This is a genomic window from Anaerolineales bacterium (assembly GCA_019637805.1).
Classification (GTDB): domain Bacteria; phylum Chloroflexota; class Anaerolineae; order Anaerolineales; family UBA11579; genus JAMCZK01.
The window spans coordinates 151,211-169,955 of the sequence record JAHBVB010000001.1; the positions used below are offsets into that span (position 1 = coordinate 151,211).

23 protein-coding genes are annotated in these 18,745 nt (G+C 63.5%); 9 read left to right on the top strand and 14 right to left on the bottom strand.

The features are described from left to right. Window positions 1-12: 12 nt before the first annotated feature. From glnA to KF885_00740, 3 genes are all read right to left on the bottom strand, one after another. Entirely contained in the window at window positions 13-1,446 is a 1,434-nt protein-coding gene (gene glnA / locus KF885_00730) for a type I glutamate--ammonia ligase (GenBank protein ID MBX3047678.1), read from the bottom strand. Between the two features lie 294 nt (window positions 1,447-1,740). Continuing rightward, complete coding sequence (locus KF885_00735) at window positions 1,741-2,454, bottom strand: ANTAR domain-containing protein (GenBank protein MBX3047679.1); 714 nt, start codon at window positions 2,452-2,454, stop codon at window positions 1,741-1,743. A 26-nt stretch (window positions 2,455-2,480) separates the two neighbouring features. Further along, a complete protein-coding gene (locus tag KF885_00740; GenBank protein ID MBX3047680.1) occupies window positions 2,481-3,998 on the bottom strand; it encodes a serine hydrolase in 1,518 nt (505 codons plus the stop codon). A 91-nt stretch (window positions 3,999-4,089) separates the two neighbouring features. Here KF885_00740 and KF885_00745 point away from each other — a divergent pair, with 91 nt between their 5' ends. The 3 genes from KF885_00745 (at window position 4,090) to KF885_00755 (ending at window position 6,018) form a co-directional block, all read left to right on the top strand. After that, on the top strand, window positions 4,090-5,043 hold the full coding sequence (locus KF885_00745) for a proline dehydrogenase family protein (protein MBX3047681.1): 954 nt from the start codon (window positions 4,090-4,092) through the stop codon (window positions 5,041-5,043). A 2-nt stretch (window positions 5,044-5,045) separates the two neighbouring features. Further along, on the top strand, window positions 5,046-5,531 hold the full coding sequence (locus tag KF885_00750) for a DinB family protein (protein MBX3047682.1): 486 nt from the start codon (window positions 5,046-5,048) through the stop codon (window positions 5,529-5,531). A 127-nt stretch (window positions 5,532-5,658) separates the two neighbouring features. After that, complete coding sequence (locus tag KF885_00755; protein ID MBX3047683.1) at window positions 5,659-6,018, top strand: hypothetical protein; 360 nt, start codon at window positions 5,659-5,661, stop codon at window positions 6,016-6,018. Window positions 6,019-6,149: 131 nt separating this feature from the next. On the opposite strand, the gene rpsU is transcribed toward KF885_00755, so the two are convergent. Beyond that, window positions 6,150-6,347 carry a 30S ribosomal protein S21 gene (rpsU, locus tag KF885_00760; protein ID MBX3047684.1) on the bottom strand — a complete coding sequence of 66 codons (198 nt, stop codon included), beginning with the start codon at window positions 6,345-6,347 and terminating at the stop codon, window positions 6,150-6,152. A gap of 203 nt (window positions 6,348-6,550) precedes the next feature. On the opposite strand from rpsU, the gene KF885_00765 reads away from it, so the two are divergent. Then, entirely contained in the window at window positions 6,551-6,832 is a 282-nt protein-coding gene (locus tag KF885_00765) for a hypothetical protein (protein ID MBX3047685.1), read from the top strand. Between the two features lie 93 nt (window positions 6,833-6,925). Beyond that, entirely contained in the window at window positions 6,926-8,650 is a 1,725-nt protein-coding gene (gene polX / locus KF885_00770) for a DNA polymerase/3'-5' exonuclease PolX (protein ID MBX3047686.1), read from the top strand. Between the two features lie 36 nt (window positions 8,651-8,686). Here the strand turns inward: polX and KF885_00775 are convergent, their stop codons facing one another. From KF885_00775 to KF885_00795, 5 genes are all read right to left on the bottom strand, one after another. Then, window positions 8,687-9,322, bottom strand: coding sequence for a hypothetical protein (locus KF885_00775; protein MBX3047687.1), 636 nt, complete (start codon window positions 9,320-9,322; stop codon window positions 8,687-8,689). 135 nt (window positions 9,323-9,457) lie between these two features. Continuing rightward, window positions 9,458-9,898 carry a hypothetical protein gene (locus tag KF885_00780; GenBank protein ID MBX3047688.1) on the bottom strand — a complete coding sequence of 147 codons (441 nt, stop codon included), beginning with the start codon at window positions 9,896-9,898 and terminating at the stop codon, window positions 9,458-9,460. Beyond that, window positions 9,885-10,451, bottom strand: coding sequence for a GNAT family N-acetyltransferase (locus tag KF885_00785; GenBank protein ID MBX3047689.1), 567 nt, complete (start codon window positions 10,449-10,451; stop codon window positions 9,885-9,887). The genes KF885_00780 and KF885_00785 overlap by 14 nt, the downstream gene beginning before the upstream one ends. Window positions 10,452-10,574: 123 nt before the next feature. After that, entirely contained in the window at window positions 10,575-10,832 is a 258-nt protein-coding gene (locus KF885_00790; protein MBX3047690.1) for a hypothetical protein, read from the bottom strand. A 111-nt stretch (window positions 10,833-10,943) separates the two neighbouring features. Further along, entirely contained in the window at window positions 10,944-11,156 is a 213-nt protein-coding gene (locus tag KF885_00795; protein MBX3047691.1) for a hypothetical protein, read from the bottom strand. A 40-nt stretch (window positions 11,157-11,196) separates the two neighbouring features. On the opposite strand from KF885_00795, the gene KF885_00800 reads away from it, so the two are divergent. Together KF885_00800 and KF885_00805 are read left to right on the top strand one after the other, a co-directional pair. Continuing rightward, complete coding sequence (locus KF885_00800; protein MBX3047692.1) at window positions 11,197-11,388, top strand: hypothetical protein; 192 nt, start codon at window positions 11,197-11,199, stop codon at window positions 11,386-11,388. A gap of 98 nt (window positions 11,389-11,486) precedes the next feature. Continuing rightward, window positions 11,487-11,831 (top strand): hypothetical protein, encoded by a 345-nt coding sequence (locus KF885_00805; GenBank protein ID MBX3047693.1) that lies wholly within the window; start codon window positions 11,487-11,489, stop codon window positions 11,829-11,831. 91 nt (window positions 11,832-11,922) lie between these two features. On the opposite strand, the gene KF885_00810 is transcribed toward KF885_00805, so the two are convergent. Genes KF885_00810 through KF885_00825 form a run of 4 tightly spaced genes read right to left on the bottom strand, consistent with a single transcriptional unit; the run spans window position 11,923 to window position 16,677 of the window. Beyond that, on the bottom strand, window positions 11,923-12,255 hold the full coding sequence (locus KF885_00810; protein ID MBX3047694.1) for a hypothetical protein: 333 nt from the start codon (window positions 12,253-12,255) through the stop codon (window positions 11,923-11,925). Window positions 12,256-12,263: 8 nt separating this feature from the next. Then, window positions 12,264-13,679: a DNRLRE domain-containing protein gene (locus tag KF885_00815; GenBank protein ID MBX3047695.1), complete on the bottom strand. Its 1,416-nt coding sequence runs from the start codon at window positions 13,677-13,679 to the stop codon at window positions 12,264-12,266. A gap of 1 nt (window position 13,680) precedes the next feature. Next, window positions 13,681-14,106 carry a hypothetical protein gene (locus tag KF885_00820; GenBank protein ID MBX3047696.1) on the bottom strand — a complete coding sequence of 142 codons (426 nt, stop codon included), beginning with the start codon at window positions 14,104-14,106 and terminating at the stop codon, window positions 13,681-13,683. Between the two features lie 6 nt (window positions 14,107-14,112). Continuing rightward, window positions 14,113-16,677, bottom strand: a complete 2,565-nt coding sequence (locus KF885_00825) for a hypothetical protein (protein ID MBX3047697.1) — start codon at window positions 16,675-16,677, stop codon at window positions 14,113-14,115. Window positions 16,678-16,733: 56 nt separating this feature from the next. Between KF885_00825 and KF885_00830 the strand changes: the two genes are divergently transcribed. Next, complete coding sequence (locus KF885_00830) at window positions 16,734-17,063, top strand: hypothetical protein (GenBank protein MBX3047698.1); 330 nt, start codon at window positions 16,734-16,736, stop codon at window positions 17,061-17,063. Between the two features lie 37 nt (window positions 17,064-17,100). On the opposite strand, the gene KF885_00835 is transcribed toward KF885_00830, so the two are convergent. Further along, window positions 17,101-17,940 carry a hypothetical protein gene (locus KF885_00835; protein MBX3047699.1) on the bottom strand — a complete coding sequence of 280 codons (840 nt, stop codon included), beginning with the start codon at window positions 17,938-17,940 and terminating at the stop codon, window positions 17,101-17,103. 140 nt (window positions 17,941-18,080) lie between these two features. Here KF885_00835 and KF885_00840 point away from each other — a divergent pair, with 140 nt between their 5' ends. Continuing rightward, entirely contained in the window at window positions 18,081-18,671 is a 591-nt protein-coding gene (locus KF885_00840; protein MBX3047700.1) for a hypothetical protein, read from the top strand. The last annotated feature ends 74 nt before the right edge of the window (window positions 18,672-18,745 follow it).

An 18,745-nucleotide genomic window follows, 5' to 3' on the forward strand; every position in this document is an offset into this window, starting at 1 on the left:
TGCATCGAGCTTTTAGATACCCGAGTACAAGTGAAACTCGTAGGGCGTCGGGCGCAGAGCGACTTCCTGCACTTCGGCCTTCTTGAGGTCGGTCCAGGCGTTCAGCACGTCTTCGGTGAAGACGTCGCCGACCAGCAGATAGTCATGGTCCTTCTCCAGGGCGGCAATGCTTTCACCCAGGCTGCCGGGGACGCTCTTGATCTGCGATTTCTCCGAACCAGTCAGGTCCCAGATGTTCTTGTCCAGCGGGCCAAAGCCGGCCTTGCGCGGGTCAATACGGCGCTTGATGCCGTCCAGACCCGCCATCAGCATGGCGGGGAAGGCGAAGTAGGGGTTGGCCATCGGGTCCGGGGCGCGGAATTCAATGCGCTTGGACTTGGCATGGCCCTTGCCGCTGAAGTACATCGGAATGCGGATGATGGCGCTGCGGTTGCGCTTGGAGAAGGCCACGTTGACCGGGGCCTCGTAGTGCGGCACCAGGCGGCGGTAGGAGTTGGTGGTGGGGGCGCAGAAGGCCAGCAGGCTGTCGATGTGGGTCAGGATGCCGCCGATGTAGTACATGGCCAGGTCAGACAGCTCAGCGTATGAAGCGCTGGCATAGAACAGGTTGGTGTTGCCCTTCCACAAGCTGTTGTGCACATGCATGCCAGAGCCGTTGTCGCCAAACAGCGGCTTGGGCATGAAATTGGCGGTCAGGCCGTGGCGGCGGGCGGTGTTGCGCACCACATACTTGTACTTGACCACTTTGTCAGCCATGCTCACCAGGCTGTCAAAACGCATATCAATTTCGCATTGGCCGGCCGAGGCGACCTCGTGGTGGTGCATTTCCACATCAATGCCCCAGTCGCGCAGCAGCAGGCTCATCTCGCTGCGCACATCCTGCAGGGTGTCGAAAGGCGGCAGCGGGAAATAGCCGCTCTTGGGAGCGATGCGGTAGCCCAGGTTTTCGCCGGGCCGCTCGCCGGTGTTCCAGCCGCCTTCGGGGCTGTCGAGCTTGAAGCCCATGTTGTGCGGGTCGGTGGTGTAGGAGGAATGCGAAAAGAGGAAGAATTCCGCTTCCGGCCCCCAGTAGCTGGTGTCGGCCACGCCGCTCTTCTTCAAATAGGCTTCGGCCTTCTCGGCGATGAAGCGCGGGTCACGGCTGTAACGCACACCGCGCTCCGGGTCGTGCACGGTGCAGACGAAGCTGAGCGTGGGGATGGAGAGGAAGGGGTCCACATGGGCGCTGTCCAGCTCCAGGCGCAGCAGCAGGTCCGAGTCGTAAATGTTCTGGAAGCCCTTGATGCTGGAACCGTCAAAGCCCATGCCGTCCTCCAGCACGGAGTCCAGCTCGCTGACCGGCACGCTGGCGTGCTGCCAGACGCCGAGGGTGTCTGCGAAGCGCAGATCGATCATTTCGATTTTGTGGTCCTTGACCAAACGAGTGATTTTTGCGGGTATTGCCATGTTTGCTCCTTATTCGTTTGCAACAAAAAAGTCTCCCGAGAGGCCAAAGGACCGCTCGGGAGACTCCGTTGTCTTCCTGAATTTGCGTGGTCAACGCGCCATTGCGTTGCCCACAAGGCGACATGTTACGGCAAAAGGGGGGTGCTTGTCAATAGGGAGTTTTTTTTAAGAGCGAACCTGAGTAGATCTGCGTTTTGCGGTATTGCAGAAGAGATGACTGTGTGGATTCTTAGCTACTCCAGGTTCGGCGCATTGGTGCAGGCTTATTAAGCCGCTCAGAATGACACGATCGAGTTACTCACCAAACGAGAGCTTATCCATCAGCAGCACCGCTTCGGCCACTTCTTTGATGCTCTTGCGCGTGTCCATGCTCTCTTTTTGCAGCAGCTTGTAGGCCTCCGGCTCGGAGAGGTTGCGGCGGCGCATCAGCACGCCTTTGGCACGCTCGACCAGCTTGCGCATGGCCAGGGCCTCTTTCAGGGCCAGGGTTTCGTCCAGCAGCAGGGCATTTTCCACCGCCCCACCCACCAGCTTGCCCACCGCGGCCAGCAGCTTGATCTCCATCTCGGCGTGCGGGTGCGGCTGCTTGTGCTGCACATTGATCACGCCCACCAGGCCGCGCTTGCCCAGGATCGGCACCGACAAAAAGGCCTCAAAGCGGTCTTCCGGCAAGCTGCGGAAGCCCTTGAAGCGGATGTCCTTGCTGGCCCCCTGCGAGAGCGCCACGGGTTCCTGCTGCAGGGCCACCCAGCCGGTGATACCCTCGCCCAATTTGAGCTTGATCTTCTGCAGCAGCGCGGAGTGCGGGTTGCGCGAGGCGCGCAAGACCAGTTCGTCTTCCTGCTTATCCAGCAGGTAGACCAGGACCGAATCGCCGCCGGTCACTTCGGCCGCGATGCGCACGATCTCATTGAGCACTTCGCTCAACTCAAAGCTGCTGACGGCCTGCGCCACCTGGTAGAGCAAATCCAGCTCTTTTTGCAGCGCTTTAATTTCTTCTTTGGTCATGGGGCGGGATTATACGACAGGCGCGGCTAGTCGCTGGGGAATTCCCGGTCCGGCAGGGTGTAGTAGTTGTAAACCCCTTCGGCCAGGCTGGCGAACATGCGCGAAATGGGATCGTAGACCAGCTGCACGGGGTGGTAGAGGAAGATCACAATCACATAGTCGCCGGTGGGGGTGAAGACAATCCCGCCATCGGCCATGGTGTTGATCACGCCCGTGTTGGGGTTGGTAACCCAGCCGTGCTTGTGGGCGATGCGCGTGCCCTCCGGCGCGCCGGCTTCAAGCAGCAGGGCAATCCGGTTCTGGCTGAGCAGGTTGAGCATATCCTGGCATTCGGCCTGGGTGATGCGCTCCGGGAAGACGGCCAGCAGGGAACCGCCGCCGCTCACCGCGCACTGGTACATGTCTGCCAGCAGCATGCCCATATCCGAGGGCGTGGTCTGGGTGTACGGGTCAGGGTCGGTGTCTACATCGGTGCGGGCCTGGGCCGGCGTAACAAAGGTGCGCAGCAAAGGCGAACCCAGGCGGAACATGCCGGCCATAAAGGTGTTCTCCAGCCCCAGGGCTTGCATGTCCTCGCTGACGCGGATGGGCGCCTGCAGCGGGTCGATCACAGTTTCCATCAAAGCATCTGAAGACGCATTGTCAGACAGGATCACCATGCCGTTCAACAAACGCTGAATGTTCTCAGTGGGCGGCTGGTCCATATGGGCATAGGCCGAGACCAGCAAGGGGATCTTGATCAGACTCATCGCCGAGAAGGTGATGTCTGGTTCCGTTTGCAGGTTGCGCCCGCCCTGGTAGATGAAGTGCAGCTCCTGGCCAGTGGCCAGATCCTGGAAGTAGATGTTGGCCAGGCCGTCGTAGCCGGCCACATCCATGATCTGCTGCAGCTGCACCTGCAAGTTCTCCAGGTTGGGCCGCGCCGGGCTGCTCTCCTGCAGGGCCAGGCGCACGGTGCGCTGGCTGGGAGAAAAGAGCGCCTGTTCAATTTCGCGCATGGCTTGGTCCACGTTCAGGACGGTGCCAGGCTCGCCCAGGTCGAACTGGGTGGTGCCGGCCACCGGCTGGGCCGGCGCAGGCGGCTTGTCGTAGCGGGTGCCGACTTCGCCGAGCAGATAGTCTCGCAGACGTTCTTCGGAATAGCGCGCATCCAGCGGGACTTCGCTGGGGCTGGATGTGTTGCCCCACAGATAATCCCAAAAACCGCCCCAGAAGGAGGAACTGGTGCGCTCCAGGTCTGCCGCGGCGATCATCGCTTCGAGATTAAGGGCAAACTCCACCTGGGCCGGCGGCATGTGGATCAAGGCGTCGCCGTATTGCAGCTCCACCGGCAGACCGTACACGGACAGAAGGCGTTCGGCGGCGGCCTGGCGGCTGATGCCGCCCACCGGCACGCCAGCCACCACCAGACCGGAAGGGAAATTGGCCCGGTCCCGGCTGTAGGCGATCAATTGGAAGGTGGTCAGTACCACCGCCCCCAGCAGCATGAGGCTGGCAAACCAGCGGGCAAACGATGTACGGGGACGGATGCGCAAGAGGGTCATGGGTAAATCGGGAAAAGTATATCACCTGGGATTCCGTGCTAGAATCACGGGAATTAGCAACAAATGAATCCCGGCAACATCCCATAAACCTATGCTACGTAACTTTCTAATTTATCTTTCTCAAGCAAGCTGGGCGCGCCGGCTGGTGATGGCCCTGCCCTTTGCTCGCCGGGCGGCCCGGCGTTTTGTGGCCGGCGACACGATCGAGACGGCCCTGCAAGCTGTGGGGCGCCTGAACGGCGACGGCCTGGACGCGACGCTGGACCTGCTGGGCGAACACACGGCGGACGAAGCCGCCGCCAACGACGCCCGCTTGCAGATCCAGCAGTTGCTGACGCGGCTGGCGCAGAGCGGATTGCGCTCCGGCATTTCCATCAAACTGACCCAAATCGGCCTGAAGCTGGACGAAGAGCTGTGCGCCCGCAACCTGAAGAGCATTCTGGAAACGGCCAGCACGCATGACCTGTTCGTGCGCATCGACATGGAAGAGTCGGCCCGGGTGGACGCCACCCTGCGCCTCTACCGGGGGATGCGCGCCGCCGGTTTCGACAACCTGGGCGTGGTGATCCAGTCTGCGCTGTACCGCAGCGACAGCGACGTGATGGAGCTGCTGGCCGAAGGCGCCCGCATCCGTCTGGTGAAAGGCGCCTACATGGAGCCCGCCGAGATCGCCTATCCGCACAAGGCCGACGTGGACGCGGCCTTCGACCGCCAGGCCGACCTGTTGCTGCACGAGAGCGCTGGCGTCGTGGCGCGCGGCGGCAACGGCAGCTGGCCGCCGGTGGCGGCGATCGCCTCGCACGACGAAGAGCGCATCCGCTTCGCGCGGGAGCACGCCGAACTGATCGGCCTGCCCAAATCCCAATTCGAATTCCAGATGCTGTACGGCATCCGCAACGAGCTGCAGCGCCAGTTGGTGGCCGAGGGCTACCAGGTACGCGTGTATGTGCCCTTCGGGCAGCAGTGGTATCCGTACTTCATGCGCCGCCTGGCGGAACGCCCGGCCAACCTCTGGTTCCTGCTCTCCAACTTGTTCAAAAGATAACCATGAGCGAACTGGCCCAACAACTCGCCGACAGCCTGGAAGCTGAGGGCGCTAAAACCCTGGAATTTTTTGAAGGCTTGCAGGCGCAGGACTGGGGCGCCCAGGTGTACAGCGATGGCCCGGGGTGGAAGGTGCACGACCTGCTGGCCCACTTCACCGAGGTGGAAGGCAGCATGCTGCGCCTGATCCGCCGGGTGAGCGAGGGCGGCCAGGGCGTGGAACCCGGTTTCAACATCGACCAATGGAACGCCGAGCACACCGCGGAGCTCAGCGATTGGGAGCAAGCCCGGCTGCTGGCGGAGTTCGCCCAGCGCCGGGCGGCCACGGTGGCCTTTGCCCGCAGGCTGGACGATGCCAGCCTGGAACGCAGCGGCCGCCATCCGGCCCTGGGCGAAGCCCAGGTGGCCCAAATGCTGCGGCTGATGTACCTGCATTTGCAGGGCCACCAGCGCGACATCCGACGGGCGATCAAAGCGCAGCAAGCCTAAATCGCTCTTGTTCTCCTTTTCACATATTTATTAACATTTGCAATTGGGTGCAACCCCAAAATGAGTAGAGGGTTAATAGTAGTGAGCGGCGATTGCCGCAACAAACTTTCTCTAAAGGAGAGAAACGATGGATACAAGCAATCTTGGTAAGTGGGCATGGCTGATCGGTCTCGTGATCCTTGTGGTGATGGGGCTGCTGGGGGGTCTGGGCGTGAATTTGGGCCTGGACATCGTGGGCCAAATTGCTGTAGCGCTGGCCTTCTTGGGCGGCGTCCTGTCTCTGGCGAGCATGAAGAATCGCACTGATTTCTTGATTGCCGCCGCTGCATTGGGTTGGTTCGCCGGTGGCGCTGGCCCTCTGTTCGTTGACCTGGTTGGTGGCGTGATCTCCGGCATCCTGGGTGGTGCTGGTTTGGCCGCCGGCGCCGGCGCGGCCGGCATCCTGCTCGTGATGGTTTACGAGTGGGTCGTGTCCGCGATCAAGTAGTTCTTTTTTAGATCCATTGATACAAAAAGAGCGAGACTATGTCTCGCTCTTTTTGATTCCATGATCTGCTAACAAAAAGCGAGGGGCACGCCCTCGCTTTCTATGTCGTATCGATCTTTGCAGACGGACGGCTAGTCGTTGCGTTCGGACTGCCGGCGCTGCGCCTTGCGAATGGCCTTCTGCTTGGAAATGCGGCGCTCTTCGCTGGTCGAAACGAACCAGCGCTTGCGGCGCACCGTGCTAAGCACTTTGCTGCGGGCCACTTTCTTGCGGAAGCGCTTCAACAAAGATTGCTGCGACTCCCCTGGTCTCAGCACTACTTTCGGCAAAAACCACACCACCTTTCACTGTGGAATATTTGTTTCAGCGTCCCTGCATGAATTTCCATGTCAAGGCACAGGGGAAAATTATAACATACGCTCCTTAATCTCTTCTCGAGCCCTGCACGCAATATGAGTGGAACATAAACATGGCCAGGCAGAGGTAACGAGCCTTACCAAGGGGGCGTTGTCGTAGAAAAGGAGACGGAACTATGAACAACAATTTCGAAGCATACCAACAGAAGGCCCAAGCCAAGCTGGATGAGGTGAATGCCCGCCTGGACCTGCTGCGTGCCCAAGCCAAGGACAAGGGCGCCGATGCCCGCATTGAGCTGGACAAGCAAATGAAGCATTTGGAAGACAAGCGCGAAGATCTCTCCGCCAAACTGGAAGAGATGCGTGAAGCCGGCGCAGAAGCCGCCGAAGACTTCGGCGACAAGATCAATGAAGCCATTGAAAACGCCGGCAAGGCGCTGGAAGGCCTCTTCGAGTAGGCCAATCTGCCTCTGAGGTTCACAAAGGGAGGGCAGTGCGCTTGATGCGCACTGCCCTCCCTTTGCTTTATACTGGCGGCGTATAATCAGGGCATGACAAACAAGGAACTGGCGGATGTCTTCGCTCTGGTGGCCGACCTGCTCGAAATCCGCGGCGAGGTCATCTACAAGACGCTGGCCTATCGCAAAGCCTCTGAAAGCCTTACCGGCCTGGGCCGGGATGTAAACGATATCTGGAAGCAAGGCGGCATCAAGGCCCTGCTGGAGATCCCCGGTGTAGGCAAGGCCATCGCGGAAAAGATCGATGAATTGCTGCAAACCGGCCAACTGCAGTTCCTGGAGAAACTGAAACAAGACGTGCCGGCCGAACTGGCCGAACTGCTGCAAATCCCGGACCTGGGCCCCAAGAAAGTCGGCATGTTCTACAAAGAACTGGGGGTGTTGAGCATTGCCCAGTTAAAGGAAGCCGCGGAAGCAGGCAAGCTGCGCAACTTGCCCGGCATGGGCGAGAAGTCCGAGATCAAGATCCTGGCCGGCATCGAATCACTGGGGCGGCGCAGCGGGCGACTGCCGCTGGGCAACGTGCTGCCCTTCGCCGAAGAACTGCTGGCGGCCATCCGCAAGCTGCCCGGGGTAAAGGTGGCAGAAATGGCCGGCAGCCTGCGGCGCATGCGCGCCACGGTGGGCGACATTGACTTGATCGTGGGCGCGGAGCAACCCGAAGAAGTGATCGCCGCCTTCGTGGCCCTGCCCAATGTGGCCCGGGTGTTGGGCCAAGGCACGGTCAAATCCAGCGTGGAATTCCACAATGGCATGCGCGCCCAGCTGTGGGTGCACCGGCCGGAACGCTACGGCACGGCCCTGCAATATGCCACCGGTTCCAAGGACCACAATGTGCGCCTGCGCGAGATGGCTTTGGACAAAGGCCTCTCGCTGTCTGACCAGGCCTTCCTGAAGGAAGACGGCAGCGAGTTGCTGTGCGCCACGGAAGAAGAGGTCTACGCCGTGCTGGGCCTGCCCTACATCTCACCGGAGCTGCGTGAGGACCACGGCGAAGTGCAAGCGGCGCTCAAAGGCGCCCTGCCCAAGCTGGTCACCGCAGAGGACATTCAGGGCGACCTGCATATGCACACCACCTGGAGCGACGGGCAGATGAGCATTCTGCAAATGGCAGAGGCCGCCCGGCAGCGCGGCTACAAGGTGATCGCCATCACCGACCACTCGCCCAGTTTGGGCTTGGTGAACGGCCTGACGCCCGAGCGCCTGCAGGAGCAGCGCAAAGAGATCGAAAAGGCGCGCAAAAAGATGGGCGACAGCTTGCTGATCCTGCACGGCATCGAGGTGGACATGCGCGCCGACACCACCCTGGACCTGCCAGACGAGGCCCTGGCCGAACTGGACATTGTGATTGCCTCGCTGCATATCAGCATGCGCCAGTCACGCGCCCAGGTCACCGACCGCCTGCTGGCGGCGATGCACAACCCGCATGTGGACATCATCGGCCACCCCAGCAACCGCAACCTGCCCGACCGGGAAGGCGCCGACCTGGACTGGGACGCAGTGCTGAAAGCCGCCGCCGAGACCGGCACGGCGCTGGAGATCAACGCCAACCCGCGGCGGCTGGACCTGGACGATGTGCAGGCCCGCCGGGCGGTGGAGATGGGCATCAAGCTGGCGATCAATACCGACGCGCACCACAGCGATCATATGGATTTCTTGTCCTACGGCGTGGCCACCGCCCGGCGCGGCTGGGTGACCGCCAAAGATGTGATCAACGCCTGGGATCCCAAAGATCTGCTGGCCTGGCTGAAGAGTTAAGAAAAAAACGGCTGCCTTGCAGCCGTTTTTTGTATGTCAGGGGACGATGCACTGGCCCAGTAACCAGACCGTGCAGCCTCCTGAACCGATGTTGACGCCGATATCCAACTCTTCGCCCGGCAGGTCGACACCTACGTTGATGCCCTCGTTCGGGTCAACCCCCACATTGGCGCCTACGCCCAGGCCCGTATCCACATCCAGATTGACACCATTGCCGCCGCCCACATCGGCGCCGACCTGAAGGTCATTTCCGGCGCCCAGCAGGCCATCGCCGGCGCTCAGGTCAAGCTGCACACCCTCACCCCCGCCCACCGCGGCATTCAGGTCCAGCAGGCCCTCAACCCCGGCGTTGAGGCCCACCCCGCTGCCCTCCTTGCCCAGCCCGCCAAAGATCACGGAAAGCGTGGCCGTGGGAATGGGCAAACTGATGCTGTCGCCGCCCAGGTCAAAGCGGTTGGCGTCGCCCGGTTGGGATGAGGCGCCGGCCTGCGGCGCCAGTACACCAGCGGCAGCAGACTGCACATCCTCCAGCCATTGCGGCCCAAAACGCAGAGTGAAGTTAGGTGAATGAATTTCCAAACGAAAAGCAAATGCCAAGGCAAGCAGGGCAATGAATGAGATGAACATCCCCATGATTGGCCCCCAACAACCCATGCTGCGGCGTTGAACCATTTCTTCCCTCCTGAAAGGCAGCGCGCGAACTGGATTTAATTCTACAGAATTACCCGCTGAACTTGCCTCACAGAACTGCAAGAAGGGGAAAGCAAGGGTACTAGATACGCCTGCCTACGAAGAATATTTCGCCGTCTACGCTGCTTTGTGGCTGGCAATCCAGCGGTTCAGGTCACGCAGAAAAGGGCTGACCTGGGTGGGCTGCAATTCAATCCATTCGGCCTGGCTGGCCAACCACAGATGAATGCCCAAGTCTTCAAAGATCACGGAATTGGAATACTTCTTCAGCGCCGGGCGATACGAAGGCGTCTGCCCGGCCGTCGTGGAGGCAAAGGACACGGCCAAAACAAGCTGGGCCGCCGACTGGCTGGCCAACGCCAGCAGGCTTTGCAGGCCGGCCTCAAAGGCCTGTTGGCAGGCATCGGCATCGGCTTGCTGCGCGGCCAGCGCCAGCCACCACTCGCCCTGTGGACTGGCAAAGTGCAAAGGCAGCGGCGGCCCGGCGGGCGGCAGGGGCTGCGCCCCGCGCGCCGCCATGCGGGCTTGAAGCGCGGCGGTCAGTTCAGCTGTGTTCATGGGTCCCGGCCAGGCGCTTGGCCATCAAAATATCGGGTTTGCCCGGCCCGTTCGCATCCGGAATGACGCCGACCACGCTGTAGCCGAGTTTTTGATAGAACTCAAAGGGGTGACGATCGATATTGCGCAGCCCGGCCGCCTGGGCCAGCACGTCGGGGAACAGGTCTTGCCCAGCCAACGAGGTCTGGCCGATCTCGTCGTCCGTCCCCAAGTAGACGGTCAGCGCGCCGCGGGCGCGCAGCTGCTGCTCCAGGTCGGCCACCAGGGCGGCGCCTATGCCGCGGCCCTGCTGCTGGGGGAGTACGGCCAGAGGATGCAGTTCCCAGGCGTAGTCGTAGGTGGGCAGCGCGCCGACCCAGCCCAGCAAGCGGCCGGCAGGGTCGAGCGCGCCGCGCAGCAGGTTGTCCTCGTCTTCCAGCAAGTCGGCGACTTCACGCCGCCCGGCGTCCAGCGTGGGCCAGGCGGAGATGTGCGCGAAGGCGGCCACCAGCACTTCGGCGGCCTGCAGGTGCACGGTTGGTTGCTGGCGAAGATCGACCACATGCCATGGCATGCCAGGATTCTAGCAGAGAGCGGCCCCATCGGGGATTTGGCGCCGGTTAGGGCGTACAGCTGTACGCCCTAACCGGCGCCAAAAAAGGGGCGGGCCTGAGACAGGCCCGCCCCTTGGCTAGCGCTACTTGCCGCTGAGCAGCTTGTAGGCCAGGGTGGCGGCCGCCAGCACCTGGCCGAAGGCGGTGAAGAGCTGCTGCGGCTCCCAGCCCGCAGGCGAGCCGAGCAGCCCACCGGCGGCCAGGGCCAGCACGGCCAGGCCAGCGGCCACGGCGGCGGTCAGCCACATGGCCGCCCGGCCCTGCAGGCCGAAGCGCTGTTTGAGGGCGTTGACCAGCGGGACGCCGAAGACACCGGCCAGCCAGAAGATGAGTTGTTCCATGATTTCCTCCCTTAGTTGATTGCTGGGTGCTGATTGCAGGCGAGAACCAGAACCTTGTGATTGCTTCGTCCGCTCCCCGCAATGCGTGGACATGGGCAGCTTATCAGCCAACTATCTTTTGCGGGTCACCACCTCCTCCAGGCGTTTCAGAATGCGCTCGCTCAGTTCGGCCAGCTGCTTTTCGTACAATGCCAGAATGCGATCGAGCAGGCTGCGGGCGATCAAGTCACCCCGATAAAAGGCCATGACCATGAAGCCGAGCAAGCCAACCACCCCGGCTGCATTAATCACCTGTAACAAAACGGTCAAGTCAACAGTTTGCATAAGGAATCCCCTTTCTTGCTAGAATACGGATGGAGGCGAAATGGCCAAAGAAAAGAAACCGGCAGAAAATACCAGCGGCTTCGGAAATGGCAGCGGCATTGGGGTGGGCATTGCGATCGGTGTGGCTCTGGGTGTGGCGCTGGACAATATCGGCCTGGGCATTGCCTTGGGCGTGGCGCTTGGCGCGGCCTTCGATGCCAGCAGCGCGGCTGCCAAAAAGAAGAAGGGATAAGCATCGGCGAGGGGCAAACTCCTTGCCTGTTTTTTTGTTGCATTGTTTTTTTGCATTGCCTATAATCATGGGATAACACTTCCGTTCAAGGAGGAAGAATGGCCACAAGTACTGGAAAGAAGGTAGCGAGCAAGGCCGCAGCAGCCAAGAAGACCACCAAGGCTGCCGTGAAGCAGGCCAGCGCCGCCACCAAGGCCACCGCCAAAAAGGCGGCTGCCAAAGGCGCAGCCGTCAAGAAGACTGTAGCCAAGAAGGCGACTGCGACCAAGAAGACCGTCGCCCGGAAGGCTACCGCCGCCAAGAAGACCGTTGCCAAGAAGAGCACCGCCGCCAAGGCGACTGTCTCGAAGAAGGCAACGGCGGCCAAGACGGCTGCTTCCAAGGCCCGCACGAGCACTGCCGGCAAGAAGAAGTCCTGGTGGCAGCGTCTGTTCGGCGGCTAGATCACTGGTCATCGTTGAACATTGATGCAGGCGCTTGACCCCTTGGGTCATGGCTCCGGACAAAGGCACGCAAGCTTGCGTGCCTTTGTCTTTAATGCTCCTCGCCCGCCCGGGCGACGTGCACCAGCAGTTTGCGCCGTTCCAGGTTGCCATCCACCTCGGCTTGCACCAGCAGCACATAGCGCGCGCCGCCGTCCTGGGGCCGGGCGCGCAAGCGCTTGAGCGTTTGCACATTGCCGTTCACCAGGTGCTGGTCGGCAGCGTCCATGGTCTGGGCGGTGATGTCAGCCCCGTTCTTGAAGACCTGGGCGGTGGGGCTGGCCACATTGGCGGCGCCCTGCCAATCAACGCTGAAGGCGATCTGCTCGCCGGCCACCATCACCAGGGGGCTCTCCAGGATCCAAATGCTGTCTTCGTTCTGCATGTCTGCTCCTAATTGCGGGCAATGCGCGCGGTTAGCGCGGTGCGCCGGGCGCGGGCGCTGAGCCGCTGGCGCGTGTCTGCCAGGCGCGGCCGCGGCGGCAACAGGCGGGCGCGCAGCGGCAGCGGCCCGCTGCGCGGGTAGCCCGCCAAGTATTCCAGCGCCAGCACCGGCCGGTAGAGCGGATTGCCATGATTGGCCGAGGCATACTCGTGCATGCCGCCCTGGTTGTTGGGATAGCCGTAGCCTTCCTGGTTGCAGCGCAAACCATAGTAGGTATTGCCCAGAATGTTGATCCAAGCGGTGGGCAGATCAGCCGTGGTCAGGTAAGTGCCCACCGGGTTTGAGCTGGTGCCCATCACAGCCGTATTGGAGGCCGCCAACAAGCCGTCCCAGGCCGCTTCACGCGTCCCAGCGGAGAACGCATCATGAGCAGACCAGTTGTACTGGCGCAGGTGAATGGTCCAGGCCACATAGCTTTGCAGGGTGACCACGTAAAGCGTGAGGTTGGCTTTCTCGACCACGGCGGCCAGCCCCAGGCTGGAGGTGTCGAACTTGAGATAACTGCGCCAGACATAAGGCTCGCCGCTGGCCAGGCGGCCGCCCACAGTCAGCTGTGTGGCGGTGTTGGTTTGCCCGGAAGAGGTGCTGGGGTTGGCGCCCCAAATGGTGCCATCGCCCACATGCCCGCTGATGTCAATGTCCGGGTCCAGCACCACCGGGAATTTGGCCTGCTGCAGCCAGTCATACGGCACGCCGCTGTACAGGCGCTGCCCCTGCTTGTCCACCTGCACCCAGCGCGCCAGCGGCAGGCGCTGGCCGGCCGCGTCCTGGGCCCAGCCCATGGGGAAGCGCAACGCTCCGCGTTGGGCTTCGCCCAGCCAGCCTGCCGGGAAGCCTCCGGCGGGCAGCAGGCTCTCCACTACCAGCAAGGCATCCCGCTCGGCGGGCGCGGGCGGCAGCTCTGCCAGCAGCAGTTCCTCGCGCAGCCCGCCGGGCAGCAGGGTGATCTGGTGGTGGAACGGCCCAGCCTGGCGGCGCAACTGGTCGGCATGCACCTGGCCCGGACCCAGGCGGGCCAGCTCATGGAAGCGGCCCGCGGCAAAAAGGCCCACCCGCCAGGCTTTGTGGCGATGCAAGGCGGCCGCTTGCGCAGTGCCCTCCACTTTGACGCTGCCGTCCAGCTCCAGCCGGAAGGGCAGACCGGGGGCACCCAGACTGCCATCGCCCCGGGCCTGCAAGCGCGTGTCGATCTCCTGCCAGCTGCGGCTGGGCGAGTGATAATAGTGCACCGGGGCGCCGCTGAGCAGCGCCAGCCGCCGGCGGCCGGACCGGCGCAGGTGCAGGCCGAAGCGGCTGCGCTCGGCCACAGGCAGGTTCGCCGCGGCCGGATGGGTCTCGATCACCGAAGAAGCCCAGTTGGTCATGCTAATCCCCCAATGCCAGAATGCCGTTCTCATGCCACTGCAGAACAAAGTCCTCGCCGGCGCATTCCAGCTCTTCCTCAAAGTCAATGAAGGCCAGCAGCGGGCTGGTAGCCGGGTCGCCGCTGGACTTGTAGATCAGCGCGCCCTTGGTGACGAAAGTGGCCACCGTCCAGATCAGCCCATCGGCGCTGAGCAGCACCCGGTCGTTGGCATCGTCACGCACCAGGGCCGCGTTTTGCAGCGACTGACCACCGGCCGTGTAGCCTGTGCCGCTGGCTTCGGCGCTGATGTCGCTGAAGAAGGCCTGCCCGTCCGGGTCCGGCGTGTAGCCGGGGCCGAGCAAGGCCACCTTGAAGTCGTCTTCCTCCAGGTTGAAGCCGTCCAGCAGAAGCCCCAGTTTGGCGGCGTTGTACACAAAACTGCTCATGGTTCTCTATCCTTCCCGCAAGACCAGTGTCAGCACGCCACCCCAGCCGCCGTCTGCGCCATGCTCGCGCTGCAGAGCCGGCGGCTCCACAAGCACGTCTTTTTCGTCCAGGTCGGCCCAGATGGAACGCATGCGGATCTTGCGCGCTCGGCGGGCGACGCGCTGCAGCCAGGTCACAAACGCTTCAGGAGCCGGCTGCGGGTCGCCGCCGCGCTCCGGCTGGGCGCTGTTCAGGCGCAGCCGCAGCGTCCAGCGGTAGCGCAGCGGCGTGCGCGCAAAGCCTTCCAGATGCGTGGCCAGCACCACGGGCGGCCGGTCTGCCTGGTTGGTGAGGAGGCGCAGGCGCGGCCGCAGCGTGTAGAGCTGGCCCAGGTTGAGCGACAGGCTATCCAGCGGCGAAGAGTAGAAGGCGCCCAGGTTGCGCCAGCGCGGCGTGCCGATCTCGCCATCCACCTGCACGTCCAGATGCACCTGCACACCAGCGCCCAGGTTGCGGCTGAGCAGGCTGAGGCTGCGCAGGTACTTCGGCAGGCGCGCCGCGCCCATATCTATCGTGCCGCCCACCAACACCGCTTCGTGCTGGTAGGCCAGGCCGGCATCGCCCAGCGGCGATTCGGAGGCGCGCGGCAGGTCGAGATAGGCCAAGTCGCCGCCCAAGCCCAGCCACAGGCGCGGACGCATGCCGGGGCCGTGCTGCACGGCCAGGGCCTGCATCGGCTGGCCGGCCTGCGGCGCACGCATTAGTTCATGCCAGCCGCCTCCGGCCCAGAGGAGCAAGCTGGAGACGCCCTGGCCCGCGTCCAGCGCCGCCAGCATGCGCTGCGCGTCCAAGGGCTGCAGGGCCGAGACTGTGCCGGCGCGTTCGGCGGGCAATCCCTGACCCTTGGCAGGGCTTTCATCGCTCAAGGCACTGCCGGTGTAGCGCAGCAAGCGCGCCCCCCAGGCCAGCCACAGGTCCTCGCCCTGCCGGGCCCAGGCCGGCGCCAGCGGGCCAAGCCCAGCTGCCAGGTCCAGCTGGCTGGGGCGGGCCAAATCATCCGTGCCCAGCGGCCACAGGCCGTCCGACTTGAGCGCGCACAGCTGGCCGGCATGTTCCAGAAGCGCCAAAAGCGTCGAGCGCCTGCCCAGCGAAATGCCCGCGCCAAAGCTGAGCGATACGCCCCAGGCGCTGGGCGCGGCGCGCGAGGCCGTGTCGGCGGCCTGCAGGCCGCGCCAGATCTGCGGGCCGTGCAGCGGGTGGAGGGCGGCCTGCAGGCAGTCTGCCGCATTGCCATCATCGGCGAACTGGTGGGCCGGGGCGCTCAGCGCAGTGTTGTAGCGCATGCGCAGGATGGGCAGCCCGGCGCCGCGGGCAAAGTAAGCCTGCGCTCCCAGAGTGGTCACACCGGTCACCGGGCCATCAAACTGGTCGCCACTGCCGGGGCTGATGTCCTGCCAAACGTCGCTGGCGTAGATCACATACTCCGAGCTCGCATCCGGCAGTTGGTCCCAGGCCGCGGCCAGGGTCAGCTCACTGGCCGAGTTGGCGGCCAGTTGGCGCGCCTGGCCAGCGCCCTGGCCCTTGCGGATGCGCAGCCAGGCCCCGGCCCACTGGCCCGGTCGCCAGGCCTTGTCGGCATCCTCCAGGCTGATGGCCGACCAGCCGGTGGCCAGGCCGCGCTCCCCATTCAAATAGAGGTGCGAGGCACTGCCGTCGGCGCGCACATCCAAGGCGTACAAACAATCCTCAAAGTGGAAGAAGTGAAACCGGCGCTTGAGGCCGGCGTCTTGCACACGCAGATAGGGGCAAAAGCGCACAGGCGCCCAAGCCGCCCCATCCGGCGAAGTGTGCCCGCCGCCCTGCTTGGGATGCACGCCAAGCTCCCAGTGGTTGGCGGCATTGTCTTCCGGCGAGCCGCGCAACACCAGCTGATAGCTGGTGTAAGCGTCCAAGTCGCCCTGCCAATCCTGCAGATGGAAGGCGTGAAAGAGGCTGACCACATCGCCGACCTCGGCGCTGTGCAAGCTGCTGTGCGCGCCGGGCAGCGCGGCCCCGGGCTGGCCGGCCGCGTCCTGGTGCAGGGCCAGCTGCAGGGCGGCGGGCGAGCCCACCCGCCGCAGCCAGACGCACACCTGGCGGGCGGCCAGGCTCTGGGCGTCGAGGCTGAACTGTGCGGCCAAAGCCCGGGTTTCGCCAGTCAGCGAACGCCACGCCAGGCTGCCCGGCAGCCGCTGCACGGCGGGGCGCACACCGCTGGCCAGCCGCCATTGCGGCGCAGGCAGCAGCAGGCCGGGCGTCTGCGTCCAAGCGTTTTGGCTGTCATGGAAGCTGCGGGCCAGTTCGGCCTCGCTGGAGAAGCGCGCCTGGCCGCGCCCGCCGGACCAGTCGCGCTGTTCCACTTCGGCCAGGCCCGGCTCCCAGGCGCCGAAGCCGGAAAGGGCGTTGAAACGCAGGGTGGACGGGGTGATCGGCTCCTCCTGCAGGGCCTTGGGGCCGCCGTCCAAACGCAAGCCCCAGGTTTGCACGCCGTCGCTCAGGCTGATCTCGTGGCTGGGGTTGCTGGCCCCGGGATAGACACGGATGGTGTTCATCGCAGAGCTCCGCCAAGCCGCGTATAATCATCCTCAAGAAGGGCAGGGAGTTGGACATGGACAATCCCCGATTGGTTGAGACCCCCAAAGGCTGCCAGGTGGCCGCCCTGATCGCCCTGCAAGTGTTGATGCTGGTCACGCTGGTGGTGTGGGCGCTGGCCGCCTTTCTGCTGGCCAACATCTACGAAGGCGGCGCCACGCCGGAGAAGCACATCATCTTTTTGCCGATCCTGGCCTATCCGCTGATCTTGCTGGCGACGACGATCGCCGGCTGGAGAGCCTATCGCAAAGGCAAAGCGCTGCAGGCGGGCGGGCTGCTGCTCTCGCCGCTGCTGTACGGCCTGGTTTACTTCGGCTATTTCATCCTGATGGCGCAGTCCTTCTAGCCGGCAGCGGCAGCCCTCAAAAATTCCGGTTTCCATCTCAGCGCCCCACGGCCAGCAGGCGGGCCGCCCGCCGCGGCCGCCAGATGGGGAAGGCGCGTTTGGCCGCGGCCAGTTCATGCTGGGCCTGCTCCCATTGGGCGGCCAGGTGTACATCCGCCCCGCCCTGGCGGGCATGCTGCCAGCGCAGGGCACGTTCCACCCCGGCCGCCGCAGCCAGTTCCGGCGGCAAGCCGTCCGCCAGCGGGTCGCCGGCAGCGCGCAGCTGCGGGTGCGCCGCCTGGTACCAAATGCGCAGCGGTCGCCCGGCCGCCAGGGCATCGGCAAACAAGATCAGAGCGGGTTCCCCCGGCGCGGCGGGGATGAAATCCCAGTCATGCAGCGTGCGCCACGGATCAACCGCCGTCAGGCCGGGGATGGCCAGGTAATCGATGCGCACCGGGCGGCGGCGCGGCCATTCCAGCGTGGCGCTGAAGCTGCTGCCGGTGTGCGGCGTGGCCAGGCTTGCGTCTACCAACGGCAGGTCGCCCAGGCCGCGCAGGGCCGCATTGGCCAGCTCGATCATGGTGTCCAGCGGGTAGTAGCCGCCCGCCAGACCATAGCGCTGCCCGGCGGCGACCGGCGCAGTGAGCGCCGCCGCCAGATTGAACAGGCCCGCCGCGGCATCGAAAGCGCCGATGATCGCAAATTCGCCTTCAGGCGGCGCGCCCGCCGCAGCGGTGATGAAGAGCGCCCCGCCCTGCCATTCGTCGTCGCGGTGCCGGCCGGCCAGCGCGGCGTCGGCCAGCGTGTTGGGGCTGCCGCCTGTGGCGGCGCCCAGGCGCAGTTGGCCGAGCGCAGTGTATATGTCTTGCAACAGACTGCTGAGCGTATAAGCCATCGGTTTCCCCCTTACGATGACTATATAGCACATATGTTCTGTTTATAAGGCTTGCTTTTTCGGCTGTCAAGCATAACAATAGCTCTATAAACAAGTTCTTATCAAGAGTTTCGAACTTCGCCAACAAGAGGAGACACCAAATGCCATCCAAACGAATTCTTCTGATCGTCTCGCTATTGCTGCTGGCCTCGCTGGCCTGCAATCTGGGCAGCACAGTTCAGGACATGGTCGGCAATGCGGTAAACGATGCCGTGGGCGACGCGGTCGGCGGTGTGCTGGGTGATGAAGCCAGCGGCCTGCTAGACAGCGTGTTGGGCGGCGGGAACATCACCTCCTCCGCCAATCTATGGATCGATGTACCGCGCATGCCAGGGCTGGAGCAGAACAATGTGGAACTGCCGCTGTTCATGCGCCTGTTCGTGCAGTTCGCCATGGGCCAGGTGCTGAGCGCGGCCGGCGGCGACATTGACATGGTGACCTTCACTACCACCCAAACCCCGGCGGATGTGCAAGCCTTTTACGCCGACGCCTTTGATTTCAGCGACTGGGATACCGATGGACAGAACTGCTTCACCGGCAGTGAAGCGGGTTTTGAAGAGGTGGGCCTGGTGTGCGCCTTCAGCAAGGAAGAGGACGCCGGCGATGCCGGGCTGCTGATCATCGCCAACCGCGACCAGGACGCCAACATCACCAACGTCTATTTCCTGCGCGTGCAGGGCGTAACGGAATAGCGCAACAAGCGCACGGCCGTGCGCCCAACAAAGTCAAACAAAAGCGGGCTAAAGCAGCCCGCTTTTTGTTTGGG